Here is a 15032-nt window from a genome sequence, read left to right on the forward strand (position 1 = left end):
GCGTTGTGGGAGGTCAGTATGCAAAGGGGGGCGGCTGATAAAAATGGAACGATTTGGATTAAGCTATTCCACTTATTGGAATAGAGGTCCTTATGCTCAATCGGGTCGATCTGCTGCGAATTTTCTGCGCCGCAGCGCAGGCTGGAAGCTTTCGCGAGGCTGCCGCGCATCTGGGAATCTCACCGCAGGCGGTGACGCGTGCAGTCAAGACACTGGAGGATGAACTCGGCGAAGTGCTGTTCCACCGCAACACACGTCGCGTCCATATCACGGCGTATGGCCAGGCCCTGGCGCAACAGGCGCGCCTGGCGCTGGACGGGCTCGACGAGCTGTTTCGCCGCAACGCCCGCGATGACGAGGCCGCCATCGGCGGGCGCGTCGGGATCACCGCCCCGCAGGCGTTGGGTCGGCGGGTGTTGCTCGATCTACTGCTGCCGCTGCTGCAGCGTTATCCGAACCTGCAGGTCGAGCTGCGCCTGGCGGACGAGCCGACCGACTCGGTGTCGGCACAGATCGATATCGGGGTGCGTGTAGGACTGATCCGCGACCGGCGCTATATCGCTCGGGCGCTGGCGCAGGTTCCTTTTCACGTGGTCGCGACGCCGCAACTGCTCGCCACGACCGGCAAACCCGAATCACTCGAGGCGCTGATGCAGCGGCCGCTCTCGGCGCTGATCGATCGCAACAGCGGTCGGGTCTGGCCCTGGATGTTCGCCGACGGGCAGATGCTCGCGCCGCAACGTCCGGCCTTCGTTTGCGACGATGCAGAGGCCGAGCTGACGGCTGTGCTGGGCGGCCTCGCTTACGGGCAGCTACCTGGTTATCTGGCCGTCCCGCATATCCGCAGCGGCGCGCTGGTGACTGTGCTCGATGGGTTCGCACCGCCTCCGTGGGAGTTGTTCATCTACCGCCCGCAGCGTGGGCCGGTTCCGGCTCGGGTGAGGCTGATCTACGATTATCTGATCGAGCGCTTCGCTGATCCTGCGTCCTTTCCCACGCACCGCTGAGGGCACGTTCGCGGCGCAACGGCGGTCGGAATAGGACCTGGACCGGCCAACGCCGCTCCCGACTCGCACCCGACGAGGCCAAGCCGTGGAAAAACTGAAAATCGCGACCTTCAACATCAACGGCATTCGCTCGCGTCTGCCCGCGCTGCTGCAATGGCTCGAGCGCGAGGCGCCCGACGTGGCCTGCCTGCAGGAGCTCAAGACGCAGGACGCTTCCTTCCCCATCGACGAAATCCGTGCCGCGGGCTATGGCGCGATCTGGCACGGACAGAAGTCCTGGAATGGCGTGGCCATTCTGGCCAGGGGCATGGACCCGCTGGAAATCCGCCGTGGCCTGCCCGGCATGGAGGCTGACAGCCACAGCCGCTATCTGGAGGCTGCCGCCCATGGAGTGATCGTCGGCTGCCTGTATCTGCCCAACGGCAATCCGCAGCCGGGGCCGAAATTCGACTACAAGCTGCAGTGGTTCGAGCATTTCATCGCCCATGCCCAAGGGCTCTTCGACAGTGGCCATCCGGTGGTGTTGGCCGGCGATTACAACGTGGTGCCCACCGACGACGATATCTATAACCCACGCTCCTGGCGCAAGGATGCGCTGCTTCAGCCGGAAAGCCGTGAGTGCTTCCAGCGTTTGCTGGCCCAGGGCTGGGTCGATGCTCTGCGCGAGCGCTATCCCGACGAGCGCATCTATACCTTCTGGGATTACTTCCGCCAGCACTGGCCGAAGAATTCAGGGCTGCGTATCGATCACCTGTTGCTCAATGCCGAACTCGCGCCGCGATTGCACGACGCAGGCGTTGATCGCTGGGTACGCGACCAGCCCAAGGCGAGCGACCACGCACCCACCTGGATCGAGTTGAAGAGCGCCGCGAGCGGGAAGTGAGCGGCAGGGCGGATGACCGTTCGGCGGGCGGCTGTGGTGCCACCCGTCGGCAGATGCCGGGCAAACCCGCGCCAATGCTGGACTCGATACGCAACGATAGAGAAAAGCTTTCGCCCAGATAGACGCAAGCTCTGAACTAATCGACCGGGCCGCTTCTCCATTTTATAAGTTTGGTCGCAACTTCGTCGATCAGGCCTGAAACCGTTGCGGTTTCTAACCTATGGAAAATAACGCTGAAAGGACGCTGTTTAATTTTCCCACAGGAGAACAGCATGTTTGTCCATAACAAGCGACTGCAATATACCGTGCGAGTGGCTCAGCCTAATCCTGGCCTGGCGAACCTCATGCTTGAACAATTCGGGGGTCCGCAAGGCGAACTTGCCGCGGCGATGCGCTACTTTACCCAGGGCGTGACCGAGGAAGACCCAGGCCGCAAAGACTTGCTGATCGATATCGCCACCGAGGAACTCAGCCACCTCGAAGTGATTGGCTCGATCATCGCGATGCTCAACAAAGGCGCCCGTGGTGAGCTTGCCGAAGGCATCGATAAGGAAGCCGAGATGTATCGCTCGCTGACCGGTGCCGGTAACGACTCCCATGTGACCCAGGTGCTCTACGGCGGCGGTACTCCGCTGATCAACTCCGCGGGCATACCCTGGACCGCGGCCTACGTCGACACCATCGGTGAGCCGACCGCAGATCTGCGTTCGAATATCGCGGCCGAGGCGCGAGCCAAGATCGTTTACGAGCGGCTGATCAACGTTACCGACGACCCCGGCATCCAGGATGCGCTGAAGTTTCTGATGACCCGCGAAATCGCCCACCAGAAATCCTTCGAGAAGGCGCTGCACTCGCTGCAACCCAACTTCCCGCAGGGCAAGCTGGCGCCGGTGCCGGAGTTCGAAAGCGTGTACTTCAACATGTCCCAGGGCCAGGGCGACACGCGCGGTCCTTGGAACGAGGGGCCGGAGTGGGAGTACATCGAAAGCCCGGAACCGGCGGTCGATGGCGGAGATGGCATGGCGACGGTGAACCTCTCCGAAAAAGAGATGAAGGCGACCACGATGATGGTCAAGCGTACGGCCTCCAACCCGTCGCTGGACCCGATCACCGGGGCCGATCTCGGCTCGGGAATGGCCGTCCAGAAGAAGAAGTGATACCGCGATGCTCGCCCGTGGTCTCGGCTACGGGCAGGCAACAAAACAGAAAACCCATGGGGCTTGTGGCTCCATGGGTTTTTTGTTTTGACGCCTGGGATTCAGGCCAACGCAGCCTCATCAGCTGTTGCGCTCGATCAGGCGATCGCTGCCGCCTTCGGCCAGCAGACGCCCCAGCGGAGTGCGATCGAAACCGTCATCGGCGAGCTGCAGGCCCAACGGCGTACGTTCGAAGCCGCCTTCGGCCACGGTGGTAGTGGTCTGGTCATGGGAGGGCTGTGCCTCGAACAGAAGTTTCTGCGGCTCGGCCGGGATGGCGAACACGGTGCCGCTCAGGCTGGCCAGGATCAGGCTGGCAATTAGCTTTTTCATGGTGGCTTCCTCGTGGGAAATGGGTACAGAGCAAAGGCTACCCAGACAGGACCAATCTCCAAAGACGGACGTGGCGATAGTGACCATTACCTCCATTGATGCTTTTCGAATACTTGTCGCTCGGGATCGATAGCTCGATCGACGCTCGGTTTGAGCGCCCGGTGCGATACGGTATCGATCTCCTGCGTGCGCTGGACATGCCTGGTTACCCCTTGACCTGGTCAGCAACTTGCTTCGCAAGGGCCTAAGCCGGCCCAATGTTTCAGCTCTTTTTCATGGGGTAAGACAAATGGCAAAAAGGCGTTTCCCCCGCTGGCCGGGGTTGCTGCTGCTGGTGGCGCTCGTGGTGGGGCTGCCGGTGGGTTGTTCAATGCTCGAGCAGAAGGAGCGCGAATTGGTCTTCCGCGTCGAGCAGGGTAACGCGAGCTGGTATGGCGGCTTGCCCGAGGGTGTAGAAGAAATGGTGCTGCGGGGTCCGAACTTCGGCGAAACGCAGAGCATTTCTGCCTGGTGGTGGCCTGCCGCGAGCGAGGATGCGCCTGCGGTGCTTTATCTGCACGGGGCGCGCTGGAACCTCACCGGGCACCTGTTTCGCCTCGAACAGCTGCGCGCGCTGGGCTTCTCGGTCTTCGCCATCGACTATCGAGGCTTTGGCCAGAGCCTCGGCGATCCGCCCTCGGAAGCCACGGTCTATGAGGATGCGCGCATCGCCTGGGAACGGATGAAGACGCTGCAACCCGATGCCAGCAAGCGCCTGATCTACGGGCATTCCCTCGGTGGTGCGGTAGCGGTCGATCTTGCCGCCGAGCTGGGGAGCGAGTCGCGTAGCGCCAATGGCGAGGTCCAGGCGCGTGGCCTGATCATCGAGTCGACCTTCACCACGCTCGCCGACATCGCCACCGTCCTGGCCGACACCTCCCTCCCGGTGCGCTGGCTGCTGTCGCAGCGCTTCGATTCGGTCGACAAGATCGATCAGATCGGCATGCCGCTGCTGGTGGTGCATGGCACCCAGGATCAGTACGTGCCGGCGCGTTTCAGCCAGGAGCTGTACGAGGCGGCACTCGAACCCAAGCGATTGCTGCTGGTGGAAGGCGCCACCCACAACAACAGCATGCGTGTCGGCCGCCAGGCCTACCGGGAAGCGATCCAGGCGCTTTTCTGATACCGGAACGGCGCCGTGCCATGGGTCCCGATTTCGGGGGTTCGACACGGCGTTGCGTCTGATCCGACGAATGGCTTGGGCCGTTTTCGCCTGCGCAAGCGCGGCCCAGGCGGGGTTAATCCAGTCGGCCATTGAGTCCGGCTCTTTTTACACCGTTAAGCCGATTCACCTCCCTGGCCGCGCTGGCGAACAATCCGAGCGCTGTGCAGTACAAGGAGGCCGGTGGGGAGACCTCGGATGTCGCCCGACCCGCCTGTGCCGACGCACTCGTTCAGGAGCTTATTGCGCATGTTCACACCCAAACCCTTGGCCACCGCCATTCTGTTCGCCCTCAGTCTCAACGCCACCGCTGCCAACCAGGTAGATCAGAGCCAGACCGGAAACGACAACGAGGTATTCGCCGAGCAGTCCAACGGCGACGGTAACCAGATCGTCCAGTTCCAGGACGGTGACCTGCAGAGCTCGACCGTCATCCAGTCCGGTGATTCGAACCTTGCCGAAACCATCCAGGCCGGCCTGGAGCATATTGCCGTCATCGATCAGGACGGGACGAGCAACAATGCCAGCATCTATCAGGAAGGCCAGCGACAAGACGCGGCCATCAATCAGGTCGGCGAAGGCAACTATTCGGTGATCTGGCAGGAGATAGCGGACAACCAGGTCGTCTCGTCGCAGCAAGGTAGCGGCAACCTGCACGTGATCGAGCAGAACGCGAGGCAGAACCGGGCCGATGTGTCGTCGATAGGCAACGACAACTCCACCACCCTCACTCAATTGGGTAGCGGAGCCACCGTCAGTCAGCAGGTTGGAGACGGCAACGTGCTGTCCATTGTGCAAGACGTCAATGGATTCGGCGGCACCATCGAAGTCGCCCAAGTAGGCAACGACAACAACGCGGACGTGGACCAGTATTCCAATCGATACAACGCCGGGCTGGTTCGCCTGGAGCAGGCAGGGGATGCGAATACCGCTCAGGTTGCCCAGGCAGGTGGGAACAACCTTATCGACCTCGTACAGGAAGGTAACGGCAACGACCTGGTGGTCGATCAGAGTGGGCGCAGCAGCGAAATCACCGGCGTCTCGATTGGCGACGCCAATGCGGTGGAGGTCGTGCAAGGTGGCGATTTCAATACCACAACCTTCTCCCAGCAAGGCTCGGAAAACCTCATCAGTGTTACTCAGGACGGCTACTACCTGGACGCCGCGGTCAGCCAGGTCGGCAATGCCAACCAGGCGACGATCACCCAGGGCGGCCCCGATCTGACGAGCTGGGGCCTCAGCGCCACCGTGATGCAGAACGGTACCGGCAACGTCGCGACCGTGATCCAGCGCTGACAGGAAAGGCGCCGCCGCTCGGCGGCGCCTTTTTTCTCTCGCGCTCTCTCCACAGCAGTTTCTTTTGAGAAAATCGCGCATCATCGCGGCTCATCCCTTGAGCAACCGGAACGCCGTCGGCGTCTGATCCGTAGCTCCTGCTGAGAGACCTCGATGCGTTCACGATTGATGATTTTGCTGGTACTGGCCGGCCTGCACCTGTTCGTCGGTGTCACGCTGATTCCCGATCTGGCCTTGGGCCCAGTGGGGACTGGCGCTGCCTGGCTCTATCTGATGATTTCCTGCCTGCTGCTGCCCATGGGCATGCGGCGTCAGGGTACGGCGTGGCTCGCCTGGACGGCGTTGTTGGTGATGGGTGTGTTCTCGAGCCTGGCGGTGCTCGCGCTGCTGCGTGGTTTCGCGCTTGCCGTGCTGTCGCTGACCGGCCTGGACTGGCCCGGCTTCGCCCATGACTCGGCGCTGGTCGTGGTCGGGCTGGTGATCGCGCTGACGCTGTTCGGTTTGCTCAACGCACGTCGGGTGGCGCGTGTGGTCGAGCGGGAGATCGTCCTGGACGACCTGCCCGAGCCGCTGCACGGCTTCACCATCGTTCAGCTCAGCGACATCCATGTCGGGCCGACCATCAAGCGTGGCTACCTGGACGGCATCGTCGAGCGGGCCAATGCGCTGTCGCCGGACCTGATCGCCATTACCGGCGATCTGGTGGACGGCAGCGTCGCCGACCTGCGCGACGACATCGCGCCGCTTGCCGACCTCAAGGCTCGACACGGTACGCTGGTGGTGACCGGCAACCATGAGTATTACTCCGGCGCCAAGTCCTGGGTCGCCGAGTTCGACCGGCTCGGCCTGCAGGTGCTGCTCAACGAGCACGTGCGGCTCGCCCACGACGGAGGCGAACTGGTAGTGGCGGGCGTCACCGATTATTCGGCCGGCCATTTCTACCCCGACCACCGCAGCGACCCCCAGGCCGCACTGGCCGGAGCGCCGGCCGATGCCCCGAAGATCCTGCTGGCGCATCAGCCGCGTTCGGCCACTGCCGCCCGCGAGGCGGGGTATGACCTGCAACTGTCGGGGCATACCCATGGCGGTCAGTTCTGGCCCTGGATGCACTTCGTACGGTTGCAGCAGCCCTGGGTGGCTGGCCTGCAGCGGGCAGGGCAGCTGCAGGTGTACATCAGCCGTGGTACCGGCTATTGGGGACCGCCGATACGTTTCGGCGCACCCTCGGAGATCACTCGGATCCGCCTGGTGGCGGCGAGCTGAGGCGATTCTTGCGCCTCGCACCCGCTCTGCACAGGCTCCGGCAGTCGGCGGGGATGAACTCGCAACGGCGGCATCGGGACCAATCGAAAGGCGTCACGTATCTGCACTCGGCGCGCTGCCGCGCCGCCAACCAATGCCAGGAGACAACCATGAAAGCCATGATCTATGAGCGCTACGGCGACCCTGACGTGCTGAAACTTGGCGAGCGGCCCGCGCCGAAGGTAGCGCCTGGTGAGGTGCTGATCCGCGTGCGCCGTGCGGCAGTGAATCCGGTGGACTGGAAACTCATGGCCGGCGCCCTCGATGGGGCGATTCAGACCTTCTTTCCGGTGACGCCGGGCTGGGACGTTGCCGGGGTTGTCGAGGCCGTCGGCTTCGACGTACCGGAATTTTCGCCCGGTGATGAAGTGATGGCCTACGCCCGCAAGGATTTTGTCCACGACGGCACCTACGCCGAGCTGGCGACCGTTCCGGCGCGCGCGGTCACTCGCAAGCCGGCCAGTCTCGACTGGGACCAGGCGGCTGCCATTCCCCTGGCGGGCCTCACCGCCTACCAATTGCTGACCCGTCTGCACACCGGCGAAAAGGACGTGGGGCTGGTGCATGCCGCTGCGGGTGGAGTGGGCATCCAGGCCGTGCAGATCGCGCGTTACCTCGGCGCACGGGTGATCGGTACCGCGTCGGAAAAGAACCACGAGTTTCTGCGTTCGCTCGGTGTCGAGCCGGTGGCCTATGGCGATGGCCTGGTCGAGCGCGTCCGCGCGCTGGCACCCGAAGGTGTGGACGTGGTGGTGGACTTCGTCGGTGGCGTGCTGGAGCAGACCCGGGCGGTGCTGCGCGAAGGTGGCCGTCACGGCTCGATCGTCGACGACTCGGTGTCATCCGCCGGCGGGCTGTGGGCCTGGGTGCGCCCAAGCGGCGCGGACCTGCGCGTGCTGGCCGACATGGCCGTCGAAGGCCGCCTGATCGTGCCCATCGCCGAAACCTTCCCGCTGGAAAAAGCCGCAGACGCCATGCGCCTGAGCCAGACCGGCCATGTCCGCGGCAAGATCGTCATTCACGTGAGTGACTGAAGATACCTGGCTCATGGGGCCGGTCTTTGTGGGACCGGTCTTGACCGCGAAAAAGCCCGCCCAGTCTATCGCCTAGCACGCAGAGCTATCGGTTCGTGCAATGAACGCAGTGCTTGCGCTGTCAACCCTCCATCAGCCACTGCAGGAGCGCCCTCATGAATGGCCCTTATTCGCCCCAGGCCCCGTCGCGTGAAGAAGTCGATGCGCTCGAAGGGGAGACCGTCATCGAGTTCGGCACCGACTGGTGCGGCCACTGCCGCGCCGCGCAACCTTTGATCGAACAGACCCTCGCCACGCGATCCGGTATTCGCCATATCAAGGTCGAGGACGGCAAGGGTCGGGTGCTTGGCCGCACCTTCCGCGTCAAGCTCTGGCCGACGCTGATCTTCATGCGTCAGGGGCAGGAAGTCGCCCGTGTGGTGCGGCCGACCGACGTCGGTGAGATCAGCCAGGCGCTGGCCCAGCTGAACTGATCACCCGCGCCGGCGGCTCCGATTCACTTAGCAACTGCGCCGCGGTTTCGCCGATACGGCGCACCGCGGCCTCCAGCTCGGGGCAGGGGCGGGCGGCGTAGTTCAAGCGCAGGCAGTTCCGGTACTTGCCGGCTGCGGAGAAGATACAACCCGGCGCGATCTGAATGCCTTGTTCGAGCAGGCGCCGGTTCAGTTCGAGGCTGTCGAACTGCTCCGTCATCTCGACCCACAGCATAAAGCCGCCCAGCGGCTGGCTGATGCGCGTCCCGGCGGGAAAATAACGGCTGACCCAGGCGCTCATCTGATCGCGGTTGCGTTGGTACTGGCTGCGCATCCGGCGAAGGTGCGGTGGGTAGTGCCCCTCTGAAATGAATTGGGCGATGGCCATCTGCGGTTGAGTGCCCGTCGCACCCGAGCCGATGTACTTCATGTGCAGGATGCGCTGCAGATAGCGCCCCGGTGCGATCCAGCCAACCCGCAGCCCTGGCGCGAGCGATTTGGAGAAGGAGCTGCAGAGCAGCACCCGCCCCTCGATATCGAACGACTTGAGCGTGCGTGGGCGCGGGTAGCGGTAGGCCAGGTCGCCGTAGACGTCATCCTCGATGACCGCCACATCGAATTGCTGAGCCAGGCGCAACAGGGCGCGCTTGTTGGCCTCCGGCATGATGTAGCCGAACGGGTTGTTGCAGGTCGGGGTGATTTGGATCGCCTTGATCGGCCATTGCTCGAGCGCCAGCTCCAGCGCCTCCAGGCTGATGCCGGTGAGCGGGTCGGTCGGGATTTCCAGCGCCTTCATGCCGACGCCCTTGAGCGTTTGCATGGCGCCATGAAAGCTCGGCGAATCCACAGCAACGATGTCGCCCGGCTGGCATATCGCCCGCACGGCGGTGGAGAGCGCCTCGATGCAGCCGTTGGTAATCACCAGGTCATCGGCTGTGATTTGGCAACCGGAATCGAGCGCAAGGCGTGCGACCTGCTCGCGCAATGCCCGCAATCCCTGGATGTCGCCGTAGTACAGGCCGGGCGTGTCGCTGCGCCTGCTCAGGCGCGCAAGGCTTGCAAGCAGCGGCTTGAGCGTCGGCGAGACGACATCGGGCATGCCGCGGCCGAACTGCATCAGCTCCGGTGCCGGGCGGCTGCGCATCAGCTCGAGAATGTCTTCCCACTGAGAGATTTCCACCGGCCGTTGCGCCAGGCGAGCAACCCGGGGCAGTTCGGGCAGGCGTCGCTCGTCCGGCACGAAGTAGCCGGACTTCGGGCGCGGCGTCGCCAGGCCGGCGTCTTCGAGCACGCGGTAAGCCTGTTGCACGGTCGTCAGGCTGACGCCGTGCTCGAGGCTCAGCGAACGCACGGAAGGCAAGCGTTCGCCCGGGCGGTAAAGGCCTTGTTCGATGCGCTGGCCAAGGGATTCGGCAAGTTCGAGATAGAGCGTCATGCCCGGCACCATACCCGAGCCCTTGCGGGTCGTCACAATACAGATAGCCCCGTTTTCAGGGATTCAGATGCGGAACAGGCCATTCTGTGCTGCAAATGATTGGCTGGTTCTGGATCTTCAATACAGATGGCGCGATGCCGATCATGGTGATATCCCTTCGTATGGACGTCGACATGAAAGCCAGCCTAATTCCAACCAGACTTACCGTCCCCAGTACCGAGCCCGTCTCGCTCAGTCGTCTCTGGGCCCGCTTCCGGCTACGTCAGCAAACGCGCCGCGCCCTGTTGCGGATGACCGACGATCAACTCAAGGATGTCGGCCTGACGCGTCAGCAGGCTGAGCGGGAGGCGACGCTGCCGTTCTGGCAGCTGCTGCGCTGAACTCGGTGATGTCGACGCGTCGGCCCAGAGCCAAGCTGATGATGGACAAACTTTGAATCAGCGCGGCCATCGCCAGCACGGCCGCGCCGCCCCAGCCTGCCGGTGATGCTTCGCGTAACAGCCCGAACAGCGCCGGGCCGAAGGCGTAGCAGGCCTGCGACAGGGCAACGATCAGCGAGACGGCGCGCTGCGCATCGGCGAACTCCAACTGCGCGATCAACGGGGGCAGGGAGGTCGCGTTGCCGATACCCGATCCGAACAGGACCACCCCGAGCCACAACAGCGCGGGCTGGCCATCGGCTGCGAGCAGAACCAGCGAGCCGAAAACCTGCAGGGCATAGGCGCAGCAGGCAACCTTGCGCCGGTCGGTGCCTGGCCTCAGATAACGCCCTACCAGGATGCGTCCGCCTATGGCGGCGAGTGTCGCAACGCCCATCGCAATCCCCGCCCATTGACCGCCAAGGCGTGGTATCAGCAGGCTGAACAGATGGGTGATCAGCCCGATCTGCGCGAACAGACCCAGCGACATTCCCAGCGCCAGGGTGATGAATTGCCGATTGCGCCAGAGGGCACGTCCCGGCAGGTGTACGGGCGAACGCCCCTGCACGGCTGCGGCCATTGGGGTGTGCTCGAGCTCACGAGGCTGGACCTGAGCGCGAGCGGGGTGGTGCAGACGATCGCGGTCAAAACCGCTCCCGCCAGCGCACCGCTGATCATCGTGGGAGTGGTCTTGACAGGGTAAAGTCTCGCCATCTGGACGTTGCCCGAGCGATTCGGGGCTATGGATGAATATGTGCCAGGCCAGGATGCCGATCACGGCGACCACCGACAGACCGACCGTTAACGTAGCGCCGCCGAAACCCAGGGTCGCGATCGACGCTACCCACAACGGTGAGAACAGCACGCCGCCCAGGCTCGCCCCGTTGTAGGCCATTCCCAGTGCAGCGGGGCGGGTGGTGACGAACCACGGCGCGATGAGCGCATTGACTGCTGCCGCGCCGAGCGTTACCCAGCCCATGCCGCTGAACAGCGCCGCCAACAGCAGCTGCCAGGGCGTTGCGGCGACAGCCCAGCCGCCAATCCCGAGGGCGAGCATCAGCGAACCGCCAAAGGTCACACGGGCGATGCCGAAACGGGCGTAGATCCGCGGCAAGTTGGCCACCACTAGCGTGCCGGCGAGAAAGTGCAGCGTGACCGCTCCAGAGACCAACGACAGCGGCCAGCCGGTGCGCTGCATCACGGCGTGGAGAAAGATCGGCGGCCCGTAAAAGCCTACACCCCAGCCGAACACGGCCATCGTGAAGACTGCCCACATCACCTTGCGGCCAAAGAAATCCGATCGTTGCATGCAGCTGCCTCCTGCGAAGGGTATGGCAACGCAGTATGCTGTCGGCTGTAGCCGACACTTCGGGATGGGCCGAACCATGAATGCGGACCAGGCAGACCTTCATTTGGCCGATATCGCCGGTGCGATCGCGGATCGCGCGCGGGCCCGCATGCTCTGCAGCCTGCTCGACGGCCATGCGCGTACCGCAACGGAGCTGGCTGCGCTGGCCGATATCGGCAGCTCCACCGCCAGTGGACATTTCCGGCGTCTGTGCGATCAAGGACTGGTGGCAATGTCGTCCCAGGGCAAGCACCGCTACTTCCGCCTGGCCAACGCCGAAGTGGCGGCTGCGCTGGAGGCCTTGCTGACCGCTGCCGGCGTGGCGCGTACGCCGTTCCGACCGAGCACGCCGTCGCCGCTGCGTCATGCGCGTACCTGCTACGACCACTGCGCGGGCGAGGTGGCGGTCAAGCTTCACGACGCCCTGCTGGCGCAAGCCTGGATCGCGCCGGAGCAGGACGGTTACGGGCTCACCGATCGAGGCCGCGAAGCGCTAGTGGCGATGGGCGTCGATGTGGACGAGGCGCGAGGCCGTCGTAGGCGCTTCGCCTATCCCTGCCTGGACTGGAGCGAGCGGCGTCCGCACCTGGGCGGCAGCCTCGCCGCCGCGTTGCTCGACCTGATGAGTAGCCGCGGGTGGGTGGTGAAGGACCTCGACTCGCGCGCCTTGCGAGTTACCGCCAAGGGCAGCCGTCAGTGCCGCAAGCATTTCGGCTTCGATATCGTTGCCCAGGCCGGTCTTTAAGACTGCCGCGCAGGCTAATAGGGCGCCACGCGAAACTGCCCGTCGGGCTCGAGCACCACGCGGTGCAGTTCATCGAAGCCTTCTTCCAGGCTCGGTCGTTGCAGGCGCTTGAGGGTGCCGAACAAGCCGGCGGGCGGTACCTGTCGGGCGCGGGCCTTGTTGCGCTGTTCGCAGCCGTGGTGGTCGGGCTCGAAGAAATAGCCGATCACCCGGAACCCGGCGGCCCGCGCCGGCGCGATATAGACGGCACGTTCGGCGAGGGTCGGGTTGGTGTTGTCCACCACCACGCGTTGCTGTGTCGCGAGGCAGGCCTGCAACAAGGACCGCTCGCGATGACGTGTGCGCAGCATGTCGAGATTGAGGCGCAGGTGGGTGTCGAAGAACCGCCGGGTGTAGAACGTGGATTTGCCCGCGGCCTGGATGCCGATGAAGAGAATCAATTCCATGCGAGGACGCCAACCGATACGCTGCGTGAGCGGTAAACCTGAGACCTTCGGGTCAAGGCATTGTATTCAGCTCGCCGCCACCCCGATGCCAACTTCACCCTGACGCAGACCGCCACTACCCGGAGACCGCTCGATGACCGTTGCGCCAGTCCAGCCCAGCGACGATGAACTGCGCCGCCTGTATCGCACCATCACCTGGCGGCTGATCCCGTTCCTCTGCTTCTGCTACCTCGCCGCCTATCTCGACCGGATCAATGTCGGCTTCGCCAAGTTGCAGATGGCCGAGCAGCTGCAATTCAGCGAGGCGGCGTTCGGGCTCGGGGCAGGGCTGTTCTTCGTCGGCTACATCCTCTTCGAGGTGCCGAGCAATCTGGTGCTCAGGCGCGTCGGGGCGCGGATCTGGATCGCCCGGATCATGATCAGTTGGGGCGTGCTGTCGGCCTGCACGCTGTTCGTGCAGACGCCGGGGCAGTTCTACCTCATCCGTTTTCTGCTTGGTGCGGCCGAGGCGGGCTTTCTGCCTGGGGTGCTCTATTACCTGACGCTCTGGTTTCCGAGCTGGCGCCGCGGGCGGATCATTGCTCTGTTCATGATCGGCTTGCCGCTGTCGAGCCTGGTCGGCGGACCGCTGTCGGGCTGGATCATGGGGCGTTTCGATCAGGTCAGCGGGCTGCACGGCTGGCAGTGGCTGTTTCTGCTCGAAGGCCTGCCTAGCGTGCTGCTCGGCGTGCTGGCGTTTCGGCTGTTGCCGAACGGCCCGGAGCAGGCCCGTTGGCTGAAACCCTCCCAGGCGCAGCTCATCGCCGCGCAGCTCGCCCTCGACGAGCAGCAGAGCCCCGGCAGCGGGCAGAGCTTTCGCGAGGGTTTTTTCAACCTGAAGGTCTGGATGCTCGGCGGGATCGATTTCTCGATCCTGCTCAGCGCCTATGCCATGGGGTTCTGGATGCCGACGTTCCTGCGCAACGCCGGCGTGGCCGATCCGCTGACCATCGGCTGGCTCACCGCGATTCCGAGTCTGGCCGCGCTGCTCGGCATGCTGGCCCTAGGCGCGAGTTCGGACCGCTTCCGCGAGCGGCGTTGGCACATCATCGTGCCGTTCTGGATCGGTGCGCTGGCCATGGCGGGCAGCACTTGGTTCAACCATAGCGCGACGGGCACGGTGATTCTCTTCGCCATCGCCCAGGCGACGATCATCGGCGCGGTACCGGTGTTCTTCAGCCTGCCAGCGACCTTTCTCAGCGGGACCGCCGCGGCCACCGGCTTTGCGCTGGCCTGCTCGCTGGCCAACATCGCGGGGCTGGTGAGCAACTCGCTGGTCGGGCTGGCGCTCGACCTCACCGGTTCGAGCACCGGCGCGATGTGGTTCTTCGCTGGGTGCCTGGTGCTCAGCTCGCTGCTGGTGGTGGCGCTGCCGGCGAAGGTGGTCAACCGCTAAGCCTGCTACGGCTCGGGCCTGAGCATCACATAGGCTTCGCCGCCGTTACGGTCGTGGGTGAAGAGGAAGGTCTGGCCGCCGACGCTGACCTTGATCGGCACCTGACGGCCGGCCGGGCCCCCGGTGGTGTCGGCGATCGTCTCCAGGAACTGCCGCGTGAGGTGCTCCTCCGGCTGACTGGGGGTGGTCACCGCGCATTCGCTGTTTTCCTTGACCTGTACGCCAATGGATTTGTCGGCCGTCACGCCCAATTTGACGAAGCCCATGTCGGTGAGTCCGTCGATACCATGCTGGCGAGCCGCTGCCGAAGCTCCGGCGAAGCTTGGCGCGGTTTCCAGGCAGATGCTGCGAAAGGCGGCGATGGCCGGGTTTAGCGGCGGTTGCGAGGCATCGTTGCCGGGCGGGGTGGTGCTGCAGGCTGACAGCGCGAACAGCAGGGGCGCAAGGCGCAATGGGGTCATCGAGAACTCCTCGTTTCG

General features: G+C 64.2%; 16 protein-coding genes. 11 read left to right on the forward strand and 5 right to left on the reverse strand.

Annotated features, from left to right (window positions below):
* The first annotated feature begins 92 nt into the window (after window positions 1-92).
* From G7026_RS03935 to G7026_RS03945, 3 genes are all read left to right on the forward strand, one after another.
* Entirely contained in the window at window positions 93-1007 is a 915-nt protein-coding gene (locus G7026_RS03935) for a LysR family transcriptional regulator (protein ID WP_181069468.1), read from the forward strand.
* An 85-nt stretch (window positions 1008-1092) separates the two neighbouring features.
* On the forward strand, window positions 1093-1890 hold the full coding sequence (locus tag G7026_RS03940) for an exodeoxyribonuclease III (protein WP_181069469.1): 798 nt from the start codon (window positions 1093-1095) through the stop codon (window positions 1888-1890).
* 272 nt (window positions 1891-2162) lie between these two features.
* Window positions 2163-3047 carry a manganese catalase family protein gene (locus tag G7026_RS03945; RefSeq protein ID WP_181069470.1) on the forward strand — a complete coding sequence of 295 codons (885 nt, stop codon included), beginning with the start codon at window positions 2163-2165 and terminating at the stop codon, window positions 3045-3047.
* A 120-nt stretch (window positions 3048-3167) separates the two neighbouring features.
* Here G7026_RS03945 and G7026_RS03950 read toward each other — a convergent pair whose 3' ends face one another.
* Window positions 3168-3419, reverse strand: coding sequence for a hypothetical protein (locus G7026_RS03950; RefSeq protein WP_181069471.1), 252 nt, complete (start codon window positions 3417-3419; stop codon window positions 3168-3170).
* A gap of 289 nt (window positions 3420-3708) precedes the next feature.
* Here G7026_RS03950 and G7026_RS03955 point away from each other — a divergent pair, with 289 nt between their 5' ends.
* From G7026_RS03955 to G7026_RS03975, 5 genes are all read left to right on the forward strand, one after another.
* Window positions 3709-4581 (forward strand): alpha/beta hydrolase, encoded by an 873-nt coding sequence (locus tag G7026_RS03955; RefSeq protein ID WP_181069472.1) that lies wholly within the window; start codon window positions 3709-3711, stop codon window positions 4579-4581.
* A gap of 288 nt (window positions 4582-4869) precedes the next feature.
* Window positions 4870-5916 (forward strand): hypothetical protein, encoded by a 1047-nt coding sequence (locus tag G7026_RS03960; protein ID WP_181069473.1) that lies wholly within the window; start codon window positions 4870-4872, stop codon window positions 5914-5916.
* Between the two features lie 153 nt (window positions 5917-6069).
* A complete protein-coding gene (locus G7026_RS03965) occupies window positions 6070-7179 on the forward strand; it encodes a metallophosphoesterase (RefSeq protein WP_181069474.1) in 1110 nt (369 codons plus the stop codon).
* A 149-nt stretch (window positions 7180-7328) separates the two neighbouring features.
* Window positions 7329-8252: an NADP-dependent oxidoreductase gene (locus G7026_RS03970; RefSeq protein WP_181069475.1), complete on the forward strand. Its 924-nt coding sequence runs from the start codon at window positions 7329-7331 to the stop codon at window positions 8250-8252.
* A gap of 155 nt (window positions 8253-8407) precedes the next feature.
* Window positions 8408-8725 (forward strand): thioredoxin family protein, encoded by a 318-nt coding sequence (locus tag G7026_RS03975; protein WP_181069476.1) that lies wholly within the window; start codon window positions 8408-8410, stop codon window positions 8723-8725.
* On the opposite strand, the gene G7026_RS03980 is transcribed toward G7026_RS03975, so the two are convergent.
* Window positions 8697-10160: an aminotransferase-like domain-containing protein gene (locus G7026_RS03980; protein WP_181069477.1), complete on the reverse strand. Its 1464-nt coding sequence runs from the start codon at window positions 10158-10160 to the stop codon at window positions 8697-8699. The two genes, G7026_RS03975 and G7026_RS03980, sit on opposite strands and share 29 nt — an antisense overlap.
* Before the next feature lie 95 nt (window positions 10161-10255).
* Here G7026_RS03980 and G7026_RS03985 point away from each other — a divergent pair, with 95 nt between their 5' ends.
* Window positions 10256-10540, forward strand: coding sequence for a DUF1127 domain-containing protein (locus G7026_RS03985; protein ID WP_375138186.1), 285 nt, complete (start codon window positions 10256-10258; stop codon window positions 10538-10540).
* Here G7026_RS03985 and G7026_RS03990 read toward each other — a convergent pair.
* Window positions 10467-11888 (reverse strand): MFS transporter, encoded by a 1422-nt coding sequence (locus G7026_RS03990; protein ID WP_181069478.1) that lies wholly within the window; start codon window positions 11886-11888, stop codon window positions 10467-10469. The two genes, G7026_RS03985 and G7026_RS03990, sit on opposite strands and share 74 nt — an antisense overlap.
* A gap of 76 nt (window positions 11889-11964) precedes the next feature.
* On the opposite strand from G7026_RS03990, the gene G7026_RS03995 reads away from it, so the two are divergent.
* On the forward strand, window positions 11965-12672 hold the full coding sequence (locus G7026_RS03995; protein WP_181069479.1) for an ArsR/SmtB family transcription factor: 708 nt from the start codon (window positions 11965-11967) through the stop codon (window positions 12670-12672).
* Between the two features lie 14 nt (window positions 12673-12686).
* Here the strand turns inward: G7026_RS03995 and G7026_RS04000 are convergent, their stop codons facing one another.
* A complete protein-coding gene (locus G7026_RS04000) occupies window positions 12687-13118 on the reverse strand; it encodes an AAA family ATPase (protein ID WP_181069480.1) in 432 nt (143 codons plus the stop codon).
* 133 nt (window positions 13119-13251) lie between these two features.
* Here G7026_RS04000 and G7026_RS04005 point away from each other — a divergent pair, with 133 nt between their 5' ends.
* Complete coding sequence (locus tag G7026_RS04005; RefSeq protein WP_181069481.1) at window positions 13252-14553, forward strand: MFS transporter; 1302 nt, start codon at window positions 13252-13254, stop codon at window positions 14551-14553.
* Window positions 14554-14558: 5 nt separating this feature from the next.
* On the opposite strand, the gene G7026_RS04010 is transcribed toward G7026_RS04005, so the two are convergent.
* Window positions 14559-15014: a hypothetical protein gene (locus G7026_RS04010; RefSeq protein ID WP_258190166.1), complete on the reverse strand. Its 456-nt coding sequence runs from the start codon at window positions 15012-15014 to the stop codon at window positions 14559-14561.
* Between the last annotated feature and the right edge of the window lie 18 nt (window positions 15015-15032).

The organism is Stutzerimonas azotifigens (assembly GCF_013522725.1).
Classification (GTDB): domain Bacteria; phylum Pseudomonadota; class Gammaproteobacteria; order Pseudomonadales; family Pseudomonadaceae; genus Stutzerimonas; species Stutzerimonas azotifigens_A.